General features: G+C 44.1%; 15 protein-coding genes. 9 read left to right on the top strand and 6 right to left on the bottom strand.

The genetic code is table 11. The features are described from left to right. Positions 1–33 precede the first annotated feature (33 nt). The 4 genes from ACLI09_RS12260 to ACLI09_RS12245 all read right to left on the bottom strand — a co-directional run bounded on the left by ACLI09_RS12260 (position 34) and on the right by ACLI09_RS12245 (position 3878). Complete coding sequence (locus ACLI09_RS12260; protein WP_411419918.1) at positions 34–309, bottom strand: HU family DNA-binding protein; 276 nt, start codon at positions 307–309, stop codon at positions 34–36. A gap of 188 nt (positions 310–497) precedes the next feature. Next, entirely contained in the window at positions 498–1445 is a 948-nt protein-coding gene (gene fmt / locus ACLI09_RS12255; protein WP_411419917.1) for a methionyl-tRNA formyltransferase, read from the bottom strand. After that, the gene (locus tag ACLI09_RS12250; protein WP_411419916.1) at positions 1445–3337 is read right to left on the bottom strand and encodes an ATP-dependent DNA helicase RecQ; all 1893 of its coding nucleotides are present in this window, start codon (positions 3335–3337) and stop codon (positions 1445–1447) included. Before ACLI09_RS12250 ends, fmt begins: the two co-directional genes overlap by 1 nt. A gap of 1 nt (position 3338) precedes the next feature. Then, positions 3339–3878: an AAA family ATPase gene (locus ACLI09_RS12245; RefSeq protein ID WP_411419915.1), complete on the bottom strand. Its 540-nt coding sequence runs from the start codon at positions 3876–3878 to the stop codon at positions 3339–3341. 208 nt (positions 3879–4086) lie between these two features. Here ACLI09_RS12245 and ACLI09_RS12240 point away from each other — a divergent pair, with 208 nt between their 5' ends. Continuing rightward, complete coding sequence (locus tag ACLI09_RS12240) at positions 4087–4266, top strand: hypothetical protein (protein WP_411419914.1); 180 nt, start codon at positions 4087–4089, stop codon at positions 4264–4266. A 120-nt stretch (positions 4267–4386) separates the two neighbouring features. Here ACLI09_RS12240 and ACLI09_RS12235 read toward each other — a convergent pair whose 3' ends face one another. After that, complete coding sequence (locus tag ACLI09_RS12235; protein WP_411419913.1) at positions 4387–5316, bottom strand: peptidylprolyl isomerase; 930 nt, start codon at positions 5314–5316, stop codon at positions 4387–4389. Positions 5317–5477: 161 nt separating this feature from the next. On the opposite strand from ACLI09_RS12235, the gene ACLI09_RS12230 reads away from it, so the two are divergent. The 3 genes from ACLI09_RS12230 (at position 5478) to ACLI09_RS12220 (ending at position 7627) form a co-directional block, all read left to right on the top strand. Beyond that, the gene (locus ACLI09_RS12230) at positions 5478–5930 is read left to right on the top strand and encodes a DUF1569 domain-containing protein (protein WP_411419912.1); all 453 of its coding nucleotides are present in this window, start codon (positions 5478–5480) and stop codon (positions 5928–5930) included. Positions 5931–6010: 80 nt separating this feature from the next. After that, positions 6011–6685 (top strand): tRNA (guanosine(37)-N1)-methyltransferase TrmD, encoded by a 675-nt coding sequence (gene trmD / locus ACLI09_RS12225; protein WP_411419911.1) that lies wholly within the window; start codon positions 6011–6013, stop codon positions 6683–6685. Positions 6686–7072: 387 nt separating this feature from the next. After that, positions 7073–7627 carry a DUF4274 domain-containing protein gene (locus ACLI09_RS12220; RefSeq protein WP_411419910.1) on the top strand — a complete coding sequence of 185 codons (555 nt, stop codon included), beginning with the start codon at positions 7073–7075 and terminating at the stop codon, positions 7625–7627. An 88-nt stretch (positions 7628–7715) separates the two neighbouring features. On the opposite strand, the gene ACLI09_RS12215 is transcribed toward ACLI09_RS12220, so the two are convergent. Then, a complete protein-coding gene (locus tag ACLI09_RS12215) occupies positions 7716–8738 on the bottom strand; it encodes a threonine aldolase family protein (protein WP_411419909.1) in 1023 nt (340 codons plus the stop codon). Positions 8739–8793: 55 nt separating this feature from the next. Between ACLI09_RS12215 and prfB the strand changes: the two genes are divergently transcribed. The 5 genes from prfB to priA all read left to right on the top strand — a co-directional run bounded on the left by prfB (position 8794) and on the right by priA (position 13730). After that, a protein-coding gene (prfB, locus tag ACLI09_RS12210) for a peptide chain release factor 2 (protein WP_411419908.1) occupies positions 8794–9892 on the top strand; the annotation gives its coding sequence in 2 pieces (ribosomal slippage) (positions 8794–8856 and positions 8858–9892; 1098 coding nt in all). A gap of 91 nt (positions 9893–9983) precedes the next feature. Beyond that, positions 9984–10436, top strand: coding sequence for a group I intron-associated PD-(D/E)XK endonuclease (locus tag ACLI09_RS12205; protein ID WP_411419907.1), 453 nt, complete (start codon positions 9984–9986; stop codon positions 10434–10436). A 10-nt stretch (positions 10437–10446) separates the two neighbouring features. Further along, entirely contained in the window at positions 10447–10632 is a 186-nt protein-coding gene (locus tag ACLI09_RS12200; protein WP_411419906.1) for a hypothetical protein, read from the top strand. A 117-nt stretch (positions 10633–10749) separates the two neighbouring features. Beyond that, positions 10750–11205: a hypothetical protein gene (locus tag ACLI09_RS12195; protein WP_411419905.1), complete on the top strand. Its 456-nt coding sequence runs from the start codon at positions 10750–10752 to the stop codon at positions 11203–11205. 71 nt (positions 11206–11276) lie between these two features. Next, positions 11277–13730 (top strand): primosomal protein N', encoded by a 2454-nt coding sequence (gene priA / locus ACLI09_RS12190; RefSeq protein ID WP_411419904.1) that lies wholly within the window; start codon positions 11277–11279, stop codon positions 13728–13730. Positions 13731–13898 lie beyond the last annotated feature (168 nt).

Below are 13898 nucleotides of genomic sequence, written 5' to 3'. Positions count from 1 at the left end.
TGAAGAGCCTGAATTTTATTAATCAAAATAATACTAGCCGTTAACATGCCCGTCAAGTTCAGCTCCCGGTTTGAATTTAACTACGTTTTTAGCAGCAATGCTAATAGTTTTTCCGGTTTGAGGATTTCTTCCTTCCCTGGCAGCCCTGCCTGATACAGAGAATGAGCCAAAGCCTACAAGTGAAACCCTTCCGCCACCTTTTAGCGACTCACTTACATTAGACACAAAAGATTCAAGTGCTTTTTTAGCAGCACCTTTAGATATTCCCGCATCAGCTGCAATTGCGTCGATTAATTCTGATTTGTTCATAATAAATTGAAATTATTGTTTGGTTAAAATTATTGTTTTTCCCACTCCTGTCCTACAAATTTAGCAGGATTTACATACCACGCAACTAATTTATAACGATTTCGTTTTAATTGTTAATAACTTTTTTCATATTGTTAATAATGATGCTTGTTTTATCAAAATAATATAAAAAAATCATAAAATTCGCACTAATAGGCCTTTGCATTTTGGCTAAATGCCATCCCGTTTAGCAATTCATTGGCGGCCATTGGCTTTTTCCCGGGCATCTGAAGGCGTATTAGGATTATAAAACCATCAATTGTAGCCACTTTTATCTGCTTGTTCTCAACAACTACCTTCCCCACCTCATTATTGTGTACCTCGTTGCTATATCCAGATAGATATATTTTTACATTCCATTCCTGGCCCCTGTCCTGCAAGAAAGTCCACGCGGCGGGGTAAGGGCTAAGGCCGCGTATAAGATTGTAAATTTCTATCCCGGGTTTTGTCCAGTCTATTTTACAATTCTCTTTATTAAGCTTATAAGCTGTTTTTATGTTACCTTCATGCGGCTGCAGGGTTGTTTGTACATTACCTGCCTCTATTAATGTAAGTGTTTTTATCACGGCACCTTTACCAAGCTCCATAAGACGGTCGTGCAGCGCGCCTGCACTCTCATCTTCGCCTATTGCTATTTCTTCTTTAAGTATCATGGCGCCGGTATCAATTTTCTCGTCGATAAAAAAGGTAGTAACGCCCGTTACCGTCTCCCCGTTTATTACAGCCCAGTTTATAGGCGCCGCGCCACGGTATTGCGGCAGCAATGATGCGTGCAGGTTAAACGTGCCCAGCTCAGGCATTTTCCATACCGCTTCGGGCAACATACGGAACGCTACCACCACCTGCAAATTGGCACCGAGGCTTTTCAACTCTGCCAAAAAACCTTCATCTTTAAGATTAGTGGGTTGTAAAAGGTGTAAGCCTTTTTCAAGGGCATATTCTTTTACGGCGCTGTATTTTATTTTCTGGCCTCTGCCGGCTGGCTTATCAGCGGCTGTTATTACGCCCAAAATATCGTAATCGCGCTGGTATATGGCATCAAGTATCCCCACGGCAAACTCAGGGGTACCCATAAATACAATTTTCAACTTGTTCATTACCTCAATATGTATTGATTGTTTTCATTAATTTTTATCCGGCCCGCATCCAGCAACAGCTGAAGAGCTATAACCGTTTCTTTAGGCCCTAAGCCAAGGCTTTGTTCTACATCACGCGAAGATACCGCCTTTTCCGCTAACACTTCAAGTATAGCTGTAGCAGCTTCTATGGGTGTAAGGCTGATTTTTTTCTGCGCGAGGCAGTATGAGCATGTTCCGCAATCAGCCATGGTCTCTTCGTCAAAATACTGTAGTATCATGTTGCTTTTGCAATGTGTAGTATCGGTAACGTACTTTTGCATGCTTTCCAACTGGGCAACCTTTATACTGTTTTGCTGGGTTAAAAACTTAGAGATGCGATTCACAGTATGCTCATCTTCGCGCACTTCTTGAAAAACGATGTTGCTATCATCACCAGACACCCGCAACGTTATCATCCCCTGCCCTTCCATGCGCTTTAGCATTTTAAGCAACTGCTCCTCGGTGATTTTTGCTTTAGAGGTTACGAGCCCTGTGTTGATACTCATTTCCATATCAAATACGCCCGTGTAGTTACGTAATATGGTTAGTACAGCTTCCTCGTCTGCCGGGTTCAGGCTTATGTAGCGTACCACTTCCCTGCTAGGAATTAAAAACTGAAGGCTGAGCTTTTGTGTAAATTCCCGCGACAGTGTAAGTATGCCCTGCCTGTCCAAAAATTGTAATGCATTATATGTTTTTGCCGAAGGGAAATTATACTTATGGCAAAAGTCGTTAAAGTTGAACGGATATACCACTCCTGGCCCTTCACCGTACGCTATCTGTAAAAAGGAGTTCAGCTTCAGGTAAACCTCTTTTAAAAATACTTTATCGGGCAGCGCGCTCAGGAACTGGCTTTTTGCCGTAAGCACATCGCTTGGGTTAACCAGCATTACCGCAAAGCTTTTTTGACCGTTACGCCCTGCCCTGCCCGCTTCCTGATAGTAACTCTCTATATTTTCGGGCAGTTGCAAATGCACCACTACTTTTACATCAGGCTTGTCTATACCCATGCCAAAAGCATTGGTAGCCACCATAACCTGGCAGCGGTTATTAAGCCATGCCTCCATATTGGACTGTTTTTCATTTTCCTTTAACCCACCATGGTAAAACGTCGCGCTAAAACCCAACGATTGCAATTGGGACGAAACTTCATGGCAGGCGCGGCGGTTGCGTACATATATAATGGCCGGGCCAATATTCTTTTTAAATATCTGTGTGAGGCGGTACAGCTTGTCTTCGCACTCAAAGACCATGTAGGCTATGTTCTCCCTGGCGAACGACTGCTTAAAAACATAAGGCTCTATAAGGCCAAGCTGCGTTACCACATCCTGCTGTACCCGTTTTGTAGCCGATGCGGTCAATGCAAGGAAAGGCACATCGGGCAGTTGCTTGCGCAAGGCGCCTATTTTAAGGTACGCCGGACGAAAGTCGTGCCCCCATTGCGATACGCAATGAGCCTCGTCTATGGCTACAAGGTTAATATCGAGTTCTTTTATGCGTTCTACAATCCAGTCGTTTTCTAAACGTTCGGGCGAAAGATAGAGAAACTTATAGTTGCCAAAACGGCAATTGTCCAGCAGGTCGCTTACTTCGTCTGCGCTAAGGCTGCCGGTAAGTGCCATGGCTTTAATATCTTTTTTCTGGAGGTTTTGCACCTGGTCTTTCATCAGGGCGATAAGGGGCGAAACAACCAGGCAGATACCCGGCTTTACAAGCGCGGGAACCTGAAAGCATACCGACTTTCCCCCGCCGGTAGGCATAAGCGCAAAGGCATCATTACCAGCCAGCACGGTATTTATAATATCCTGCTGAAAGGGACGAAACGCATCGTGCTGCCAGTATTTTTTCAGGATATCTAAGGGCTGCTGCATACTATTGGTTAAGATGCCCTAATATAAAGAGAATTCTGTTATCGGGCGTGTCTTTGGGCACTTCTATCAGGTTGTAGCCATATTTTTTGTAGGTTTCCTGCAGGTGGCCCGATATCAGCTTTGCCTGCTCATAGTTTTCATAGCGGGCTTCATCAGCCGTATATATCTCCTCCCACGGCGGCAGGAAAAATATTTTTGTATACACATACTCCCGGCAGGCCGCATCAAAAAATGCAGGATAGGCATCACCTATATAGTGCATATATGCAAGCACATCGGGTATGCCACGGTCTATAAATACTACATCGGCTGTTTCGGCTACAGCAGTATGAAATTGCTTTTTACGGCCTTCCAGCAGAAGTTCGCTAAACAGTAACGGATTTTCCAGAAAAAGCTGCTCTATACCCTGGGCGCGTGCCTCCATGATTACCTCGCGCGAAATTTCAGGATAGCACAAATAGCCCTTTTCTGTTAGCCGGTCTATTAAGGTCGTTTTTCCGCTTCCGGGGCCTCCTATAAGTACAACAATTTCTTTACTCACTATGCTAATTAATAAGTGTCAAAAATAAATAAACATTTCCCGATAAAAAAATGAGATTGATTATTCAATAAAATGGAATGAAATCACTTAAAACAGATTAAAAATGTTAAAATTAGTTTTTTTACTAAAAATTATTGTTAAAATAATTTCACGAACAGATAATGTTATTTAACTTTACCACATTCACCTATTTAAATGACGATGAGCTATGAAGAAGTTTATGACCCTGGCCGGGTTTGAGTACCCACATGCCGAAAACGACAACAAAAAAAGATACGCGCATTACCGTTCGCTTGAACGCAAAAACGCGATAATTAAATTTATACAGGCCGGCGTTATTGCCGCGACTGCAATAGTTATTTTTTCGCAGATTTATTTCTCGAATTAATAGTAAATTGCAAAAAACAAAGCCCGCTAAGCAACTGTTTAGCGGGCTTTGTTGCAAAAATAAAGGCCACCGTTTCCGGCAGCCTTCTATCTTAATACTTTGTACTAATTACTTAATATTTTATTTCACGTCCATCAGCTCGACGTCAAATACAAGTGTAGCATCCGGTGGGATAACACCACCCGCGCCACGCGACCCGTAACCCAGGTGAGAAGGGATAACAAAACGGGCTTTGTCGCCTACCTGTAGCAGGGCAATGCCTTCATCCCAGCCTTCAATAACCTGGCCCTGGCCAAGCCTGAAGTCGATTGGGCTTCGTTTGTAAGACGAGTCAAATTCCTGTCCGTTTTCAAGGGCACCTTTGTAGTGTACCGATACGGTTTTACCTTTCTCAGCTTTTTTACCGTCGCCTTTTTGTATAATTTTATAACGCAGGCCGCTTTCGGTGCTGTCAAAACCGGCAGCAAGTTTGTCTAATTTTTCGCTGGCAAGCCTTTTTTGCTCGGCAATCCTTTTTTCGCGCGAGCCTTCAAACGTGCGGAACGCCTCAATTGCATTCCAGTTTTTAGCATCATCGCCTACGCGTATAATTTCAAGTTTGTTTATTTTATCGTTTTGCTGGATGGCATCTACCACATTCTGGCCTTCTACAACATTACCAAATATGGTGTGCTTATCATCAAGCCATGGTGTAGCTACGTGCGTAATAAAAAATTGCGAACCGTTAGAGCCGGGGCCTGAATTAGCCATACTCAGTACGCCAGGCGCGTCGTGCCTAAGGTCTGGGTGAAACTCATCGTCAAAGCTGTAGCCCGGGCCACCTGTACCCCTGCCCAGTGGGTCACCGCCCTGTATCATAAAGTCGGCTATAACCCTGTGGAATATAAGTCCGTCATAATACGGTTTGCCCTGCGGCTTGGCATCGTTTTCAAGGTTACCTTCTGCAAGGCCTACAAAATTACCCACAGTACCGGGGGTTTTATCATAGGTAAGCTGTACAAGTATCTCACCTTTAGTAGTATCGAATTTCGCGTAAATTCCGTTTTCCATTGTTTTTGTTTTGTTTGAAAGGGCAAATTTACAAATTTTATCGTGCTGGCGTATCATAACAAAACGGTAATTTTGGAGAAAGCCCCTGTATATAAAATATTATCGCGGTATAAACGTGTAAGTTTTATTACTAATTTTGATACGGAAAATAAACACATACTATGGAAAGCCTATTTCACCCTACCGGGAACCAACATATACTTGACCGCATTGATAAACTAACACCTATTAAGCTATCTGAATGGGGCGTAATGACCGTAAGCCAGATGATGGAACACTGTAAAATGCCGCTTCAGGTGGTATATGGCACAAAGCATATAAAAGTAAACCCGCTTATTAAATTATTGTTTGGCCGTAGGGCTAAAAAGCAGTTTACCAGCGCACACCCATTTGGCAAAGGCATGCCTACCGCCAAGGAATTTAAAGTAAACTTTGAGCCTGATTTTGAAACTGCAAAACGTGAACTCAAAGAACTGGTAGAAAAGTTTAGCCGTGAGGGTAAAGAGGGCATTAAAGTGACTGATCACCCCTTATTTGGAAAAATGACCTACGAGGAAATTGACGTGGCGCAATGGAAGCATTTGGACCACCACCTGAAGCAGTTTGGGGTTTAATATAACAATTGAACAATTCTATAATATATCAATTTTTCAATTGCTACATTTGCACATTATAAAATTGATATATTTAAGAAATGCGCATCGACATCATTACCGTACTTCCTGAATTGCTTCGCAGCCCGTTTGAGGCTTCGATACTTAAGCGTGCCCAGGACAAGGGCATTGTAGAAGTACACCTGCACAACCTTAGGGATTACAGCACTAACAAGCACAAGAACGTAGACGACTACCAGTTTGGCGGTGGTGCCGGTATGGTAATGATGGTAGAACCTATAGACCTTTGTATCAGTAAGTTAAAATCAGAACGCGAGTATGACGAGGTTATCTATATGACCCCCGACGGCGAAACCCTTAACCAGGGCATGGCCAACCAGATGTCGCTGCTTGAAAATATCATCATCCTTTGTGGGCATTACAAAGGTGTAGACCAGCGTGTTAGGGATAATTTCATCACTAAAGAAATCTCTATTGGAGATTTTGTCCTCTCGGGTGGTGAGCTTGCCGCGGCTGTAGTGGCCGATGCTATTATCCGCCTGATTCCGGGTGTGTTAAGCAACGAAACTTCAGCACTTACTGATAGCTTTCAGGATAACCTGCTTTCGCCTCCCATCTATACCCGCCCGGCTGAATACAAGGGTTGGAAAGTACCCGATATTTTATTAAGCGGCAACTTTGCCAATATTGATAAATGGAGGGAAGATATGGCCTACGAACATACAAAAACGAGGAGGCCGGATCTTTTAGAATAATTAAGTCCGAAAAAAGTTATCAACAGTTAATGTTCAACTGATGTTCCACTTTTGGTTAATAATCTTACATAAATCATCAAAAGCTGTAGTGAATACGTTTTCACTATCCACTGATAATCAGTAATTTAATTTTCAGGTATTCCACTTTATATTTTACCATATTCCACAGCTGTGGAATATCATTTTTACTGAAGGAGCCGCTTCAGTACTTTATACCTGTTTGTTTTGTAAAGAGAAATCAGCAACTATTTCTTGCGTAAATTTTACTGAAGAAACGCGTTCAGTACTCCGGGTTAAAAACCGTTGTAATTTTGCAGGAATGAATCAGGAAAAAATTTATAACTGTTAATTTTCATTATATTTACCAAACTACCAAAAAACGTTACTATGATAATACTTCCTTGGAGAGAGCATTTCATTCAAAAAAATTTTATCGAATATTCATTTAGAACCGAAGATATAGATTTTGTTCCTGACTATAATCTTTTCAAGACGCTTAGTCCGGCAGAGCAATATTATCTGGCACAAAACTTTAACTGGGATGATGGTGCTACTGTACTCAACTGGATAATTGAAAGCCCCAAATGTGATAAAGGTACAGCCTTGCTGATTTTCTGGAGTGCAGAGCCTATTGATTATATTCAGGAAACTGAAAAAACAATTCCTGACTATGAAATAGAAACCTTTAGTTTATTGCAAAAGATAACTGAACGTTTTAGGAAGAATGATTTTAAGACTGCGAAATTCCGTTTTAACCCGGGAGCAAAAGTCAACACTATCGACTGGAATAAAAACTATGAAGGTTGGGACTTACCTATATCGCTAAAAGATGAAATTAAAGGTTCAATACCCTTAAGCATTGGTGCTATCAGGTATATGATATGGGAATGGCAGCGAAAAAGAAAACTCGCAAAGCGTGAAGCACGTAAAAAACGAAGATAATTATTTTCATCCCATCCGAGTGAAGCTCCTCCCCTCTCCTTCGGAGAGGGGCCGGGGGTGAGGCTAACCTGAAACTTGAAACAAATTTTTAAGCAAGCTTACTAAACGCTTCCAGCACATACTGGTGCATTACCTCTTTATAATCAAGGTGGGTAACAATACGCAGTTTGCCTTTGCCCAGCGAACTTATAAAAATGCTCTTTTGCTTCAGTTTTTCGATAAGGCCGGTTTCGCTATAGCCGTCTTTAAGGGAGAAAATAAGGATATTGGTTTCCACAGGTTCCACGCTTTTTACCCAGGGCATTTGGGTCAGTAACTTCCCAAGCTCTTTGGCACGGCGGTGGTCTTCCTCCAGGCGGCCTACGTTGTGTTGCAGGGCATACAATCCGGCAGCGGCAAGATATCCTGCCTGCCGCATCCCTCCGCCAAAAACTTTACGGATGCGCAGCGCCTTAGCCATATCAGCCTTGCTGCCTAAAAGTACCGAACCTACCGGAGCGCCCAGCCCTTTACTCAGGCAAACTGAAATGGTATCAAACAGTTCGCCAAACTGCCTGGGGTGCTGGCGCTTTGCAACCAGGGCATTCCATATACGCGCACCGTCAAGGTGGTATTTAAGGTTGTGCTGGGTGCACACATTCTTTATATCTTTAAGGGTTTGCAGGTCGTAGCACGCGCCTCCCCCTTTGTTGGTTGTATTTTCTATGCACACCAGTTTGGTAAGCGGGCTGTGGTAAAAATCTGGCGGGTTAATGCCCTCGGCCACCTGTGCGGCGGTTATCATGCCACGGTCGCCATCCAGCAGTTTTGCCTGCACGCCGCTGTTAGCCGCTATGCCGCCGCCTTCATAATTATATACGTGCGCCCACTTGTCGCAAATAAGCTCATCGCCTGGCTGGGTGTGTAATTTAATAGCTGCCTGGTTCGCCATCGTGCCACTCGGAAAAAATAATCCGGACTCTTTGCCAAATAATCCGGCAACAGATTCTTCCAGCTCATTTACCGTAGGGTCCTGTTTATAAACGTCATCGCCTACTTTTGCGCGGAACATTTGCTGCAGCATTTCGTGGCCGGGCTTCGTAACCGTATCGCTTATTAAATTAATTTCCATATAATTAAAAAGTATCGCTTATTTTTGCGTAAGCAAATACAAAACTACAGTTTTTATGACAAATACCGAACAAATAAAAGGTATTATAGAGCGCCTGGGAGCACTGAGGAGGTATCTTTGACGTCGACAGGAAGTTAATAGAAATTACCAACGAGGAAGAGAAAACCTATGCACCGGACTTTTGGAATAACGCCAAAGAGGCCGAGGCTATTGTGCGCAACCTGCGCAGCAAGAAAAAGTGGGTAGAAGACTACGAAAAGGGCAACACTATGGCCGAGGAGCTGCAGGTAATGTACGACTTTTATAAGGAAGGCGACGTTACCGCGGAAGAACTCGACGAGCAGTATAAAGCCACCATAACCCATATTGAAAACCTCGAATTCAAAAATATGCTATCAGACGAGGGCGACAGCCTGAGTGCCGTGGTACAGATTACAGCCGGTGCCGGTGGTACCGAAAGCTGCGACTGGGCCGCCATGCTGATGCGCATGTACATGATGTGGGGCGAAAAAGAGGGCTACAAGATAAGGGAGCTTAACTTTCAGGCCGGTGAGGTTGCGGGCATTAAAACCGTAACGCTGGAGTTTGAGGGCGATTATAGCTTTGGCTGGCTTAAGGGCGAGAACGGCGTGCACAGGTTGGTGCGCATCAGTCCGTTTGATAGTAATGCCAAGCGCCACACCTCGTTTGCATCGGTTTATGTATACCCGCTTGCCGATGATACCATTGAGATAGAGATAAGCCCGGCCGACATTAGCTGGGAAACCATGCGAAGCAGCGGCGCGGGAGGCCAGAACGTAAACAAGGTAGAAACCGCGGTACGCCTGCGCCACCACCCTACAGGCATTATTATCGAAAACTCTGAGACGCGTTCGCAGCTTGATAATAAGCTAAAGGCCATGCAATTGCTTAAATCGCAGTTGTATGAAATTGAGCTTAAAAAACGCCAGGCCGTGCGCGATGAAATAGAGGCCAACAAGATGAAAATCGAGTGGGGCTCGCAGATACGCAATTACGTGATGCACCCCTACAAACTGGTTAAAGATGTACGCACCGCCCACGAAACCAGCGATGTTGATGGTGTTATGAACGGCGAAATAGACGGCTTTTTAAAGGCATTCCTGATGATGATGGGACAACGAACGGAGGAGTGATTTTTGGTTTACTATTTTTTGATTGATATTTTATATTGAAACCTGCGGCGGGAGCTGCAGGTTTTTTTGTTAAATTGCGTAACAAAAAAATATGGGCGAAACTTTTAGACATAATGCAGGTTTTGGAAAACGGATGGAATACTTTGTAATAAGTAAAATGCTTGAACAAGGACTTGATGTTTACATTCCATTAATCGATGATTTCGCAATCGACGCCATAGTCAGGAAAAAAGATGGAACATTTGTCGAGATTCAAATTAAAGCTCGTTCAAGCGATGTAACGTTTGGTGACGCAGCATTATTTGCTGCAATAACACATGAGCATAGAGCGAACTATTACTTTGTTTTTTACTCACATCGTTTAGATAAAATTTGGATAATGTCCTCTGAAGATTTTATAAAAGAAGCTGTGCAAAATAAAACTGGAAAAAATATTGGTAAACGGTCTATTTGGTTTAATGGAAGAAATAATAAAAATCAATCTGAACATGCACATCCGCGTTTTGAAAAATATGCTCATACGGATTTCAATATATTCAAATAAATAGTTTTTCATGAACAGCACTTTAAAAATATATTTAGACAAATCTGGAAAGAAAACAACCGTTTCTTTTGAAGGAAAAGAGAAGAGAGTTTCTTTTGATGAAAATTTTGAGAAAACTAAAATGGATATCGCTGCCAAATTTATTGGCAATGAAAAAAATTCAAGAGCCTTGGGGGCCAAATTATCTGTGAAATAATTGTTTAAAAATATCTTATCTTAAAACTTGTAGCTCTTCAGTTACAGGTTTTTTATTCATAAATATTTTCAGGCACAAAACTTGTATCACGTTTAATTGAACCAATACAAGTACATCATGAAAAAACAACTTTACGTTATCCTGATTTTTTTATCTTCGATGGCCGGTTTTGCGCAGCAAGACCCGATTACCATTAAAAAAGAACAGGTGTTTTTAAACGGTACACCCATACTGCGCTATGAAAAAGTAAACGCTAAAGAACTGTCGATTTACAACCTGCAAGGTGAGGAAATAATAGCGTACTTTATAAAAAACGTAGCTTCATCATCGCAGTATGATGAGCATTATGTAGTTATTAATTTCCTGAAGGAGCGCATCAAAGTAACCTGCGACCTTAATCCTCACCTGTCGACTGCATTTGGTATCGACAAAGCCAGAAATGCTGAGAAACTGCTAAACTGGCTCTACGAACTTAAAGTGCTTAACGTCGACGGTACCATTAACCCCGAAAAGGCTGAGGCTTTTCAATGGAAATATAACGATGGTGCTGTGGGCGGTATTGTACGCGATTAATCTATAACCAGACAAATCCTTGGTTTTGCAAAGCCGTGATTATGGCTTATCTTTGCCTTAAACACTCCTACATGCCCTATTTTATCGAAGTAATCCTGCCGCTTGCCCTGCCGCGTACCTTTACCTATGCGGTAAACGCCGCAGAGTATGGCTTTTTGCAGCCCGGCATGCGGGTAGCGGTGCCCTTTGGTAAAAATAAGCTGTATACCGGGCTGGTGCACGCGCTGCACCAAAACCCGCCGTCGACATACGAAGCGAAGGACATCCACCAGATACTTGACGATACACCCATAGTTACCGCCCACCAGCTGCAACACTGGCAGTGGATAGCGGCCTACTATATGTGTACTATTGGAGAGGTGTATAAGTCCGCCCTGCCCAGTGGACTGCTGCTGGAGAGCGAAACGATAATTTCGGCACAGCAAGGCTTTAACCCCGATGCCGGCGACCTTACCGACGACGAATACCTGATATACGAAGCGCTGCAAAAACAAAGCGCCCTCAAAGTGCAGGAGGTTACGGCGATACTCAATAAAAAAACCGTACTACCCCTACTCAACCGGCTGATCTCTAAAAACGTAATATCGCTACAGGAAGAGGTTTCCGAGAAGTACAAACCGAAAAAAATACGCTACATACGCCTGCAGGAAGAATTCTTAAAGGAAGAGCAGCTCAGCGAATTGCTGGAACTACTAAGCCGTGCCCAAAAGCAGCGCGAAGTAGTACTGCAGTACTTCCAGCTACAGGCACGCGACCGCAGCAAACCTATTACCGTTAAGGCATTATTAGAGGCTTCGGGCGGTACAGCCACGGTTATCAAATCGCTCATCGACAAAGGTATCTTTGAAGAATATTATATCGAAGAAGACCGCGTAAGCTTTACCGGCAGCGACAATGCAGGCTTTGCCCTAAGCGAAAAACAACAGGAAGCCTTTACCCAGATAAAACAAAGTTTTGAAACGCATCCGGTTACCCTGCTGCACGGCATTACCAGCAGCGGCAAAACCGAGGTATACATCAAACTGATTGAAGAATATATAGCAAGCAACCAGCAGGTACTCTACCTCCTCCCTGAAATTGCCCTTACCGTACAGCTCGTGCACCGGCTTACGGCTTACTTTGGCAACAAAGTGGCTGTCTTTCACTCTAAATACTCTAACAACGAGCGTGTAGAGGTGTGGCAGCAGGTATTACAGGCGTCAGATAAGGCGCAGGTGGTTATTGGGGCAAGGTCGGCGTTGTTCCTGCCTTTCCGGAGCCTGGGGCTTATCGTTATCGACGAAGAGCACGAGCAAACCTTTAAGCAGCAGGACCCCGCCCCACGCTACCATGCCCGTGATGCGGCTATTGTGTTGGCAAATAACTTTGGCGCAAAGGTGCTTTTGGGCTCGGCTACGCCAAGTATTGAAAGCTACACAAACGTTAAAAGCGGAAAATATGGCCTTGCTGAGTTGAAAGAACGTTTTGGCAAAGTGCTGCCGCCTGAAATTGTGCTGATTGACCTTAAGGACAAGTACAAACGAAAGCAGATGACCGGCCACTTTAGCGACACTCTTACCCAAGCCATTGCCGAAACGCTGGCCGTGGGCAAACAGGTAATACTCTTCCAGAACCGGAGGGGGTTTTCACCGTGGGTAGAGTGCATGACCTGCGGCAACGTGCCCCAGTGCCCGCAATGCGACGTGAGCCTCACCTACTATAAGTATAAAAACGCGCTGCGCTGCCACTACTGCGGCTACCACATTGCCATGCCTACGCACTGCCACCAGTGCCACAGTACCGATTTGAGCACTAAGGGCTTTGGTACCGAGCAGATAGAACTCGAACTTAAAACGCTGTTTCCCGCAAAGAACTCGTGGCGTATGGACCAGGATACCACGCGCGGCAAGCACGGCTATGAAAAGATAATAGATTCGTTTAAAAACCGGGAGATTGATATATTGGTGGGCACCCAGATGCTGGCCAAAGGGCTGCATTTTGACAATGTGGGCATGGTGGGTATATTAAATGCCGATAATATGCTCTACCAGCCTGATTTCCGTGCGTTTGAGCGCGCTTACCAAATGATGGTGCAGGTAGCAGGCCGCGCCGGCCGTAAGGACGAGCGCGGTACCGTGTACATACAAACCTACAACCCGCTGCACAACATTATCCGGCAGGTAACAGAGAATGATTATGAAGGTATGTTTACTGAGCAACTGTATGAGCGGCGCAACTTTAAGTACCCGCCCTACTTCCGAATGGTGCGCATCATCTTAAAGCATAAGGATTATGAAAAGCTAAAGGATGCTTCATTCTGGCTGTATAATGTACTGGTTCAAAAGCTCAACATCCCCGTGCTGGGCCCTGAAGAGCCGGGTATAAGCCGCATCCGCAATGAGTACATACGCGCCATTATGGTAAAAATCCCGCTGGGAGCCGCTCTGGGCAGTACCAAACGCAACATAAGCCGGGTGATTGAAAGCCTCGATGCCGTGCCGCAATACCGTTCGGTAAAAATTACGGTAAACGCCGACCCGTATTAAACGGACTCATTCTAGGCAGGATAGCATTTCAGTCATTGCGAGGAACGAAGCAATCTGATAAAGTAACTAACGAGCAGCTCTTCCCTATGAGATTGCTTCGTTCCTCGCAATGACCAGGTGAAACCCATAAAAAAGGGCCGCATTGCTGCAGCCCTTAGTATATTATGT

This window comes from Flavobacterium sp. RHBU_24 (genome assembly GCF_046613695.1).
Taxonomy (GTDB): Bacteria; Bacteroidota; Bacteroidia; order Flavobacteriales; family Flavobacteriaceae; genus Flavobacterium.
Note: the sequence above shows the minus strand (reverse complement) of the source record. Positions and strands in the feature narration are given on the sequence as shown.

Coding starts and splice junctions, on each gene's coding strand:
- ACLI09_RS12260 (WP_411419918.1), bottom strand. CDS start 309: ATGAACAAATCAGAATTAATCGACGCAATTGCAGCTGATGCGGGAATA.
- fmt (WP_411419917.1), bottom strand. CDS start 1,445: ATGAACAAGTTGAAAATTGTATTTATGGGTACCCCTGAGTTTGCCGTG.
- ACLI09_RS12250 (WP_411419916.1), bottom strand. CDS start 3,337: ATGCAGCAGCCCTTAGATATCCTGAAAAAATACTGGCAGCACGATGCG.
- ACLI09_RS12240 (WP_411419914.1), top strand. CDS start 4,087: ATGAAGAAGTTTATGACCCTGGCCGGGTTTGAGTACCCACATGCCGAA.
- ACLI09_RS12235 (WP_411419913.1), bottom strand. CDS start 5,316: ATGGAAAACGGAATTTACGCGAAATTCGATACTACTAAAGGTGAGATA.
- ACLI09_RS12230 (WP_411419912.1), top strand. CDS start 5,478: ATGGAAAGCCTATTTCACCCTACCGGGAACCAACATATACTTGACCGC.
- trmD (WP_411419911.1), top strand. CDS start 6,011: ATGCGCATCGACATCATTACCGTACTTCCTGAATTGCTTCGCAGCCCG.
- ACLI09_RS12220 (WP_411419910.1), top strand. CDS start 7,073: ATGATAATACTTCCTTGGAGAGAGCATTTCATTCAAAAAAATTTTATC.
- ACLI09_RS12215 (WP_411419909.1), bottom strand. CDS start 8,738: ATGGAAATTAATTTAATAAGCGATACGGTTACGAAGCCCGGCCACGAA.
- ACLI09_RS12205 (WP_411419907.1), top strand. CDS start 9,984: ATGGGCGAAACTTTTAGACATAATGCAGGTTTTGGAAAACGGATGGAA.
- ACLI09_RS12200 (WP_411419906.1), top strand. CDS start 10,447: ATGAACAGCACTTTAAAAATATATTTAGACAAATCTGGAAAGAAAACA.
- ACLI09_RS12195 (WP_411419905.1), top strand. CDS start 10,750: ATGAAAAAACAACTTTACGTTATCCTGATTTTTTTATCTTCGATGGCC.
- priA (WP_411419904.1), top strand. CDS start 11,277: ATGCCCTATTTTATCGAAGTAATCCTGCCGCTTGCCCTGCCGCGTACC.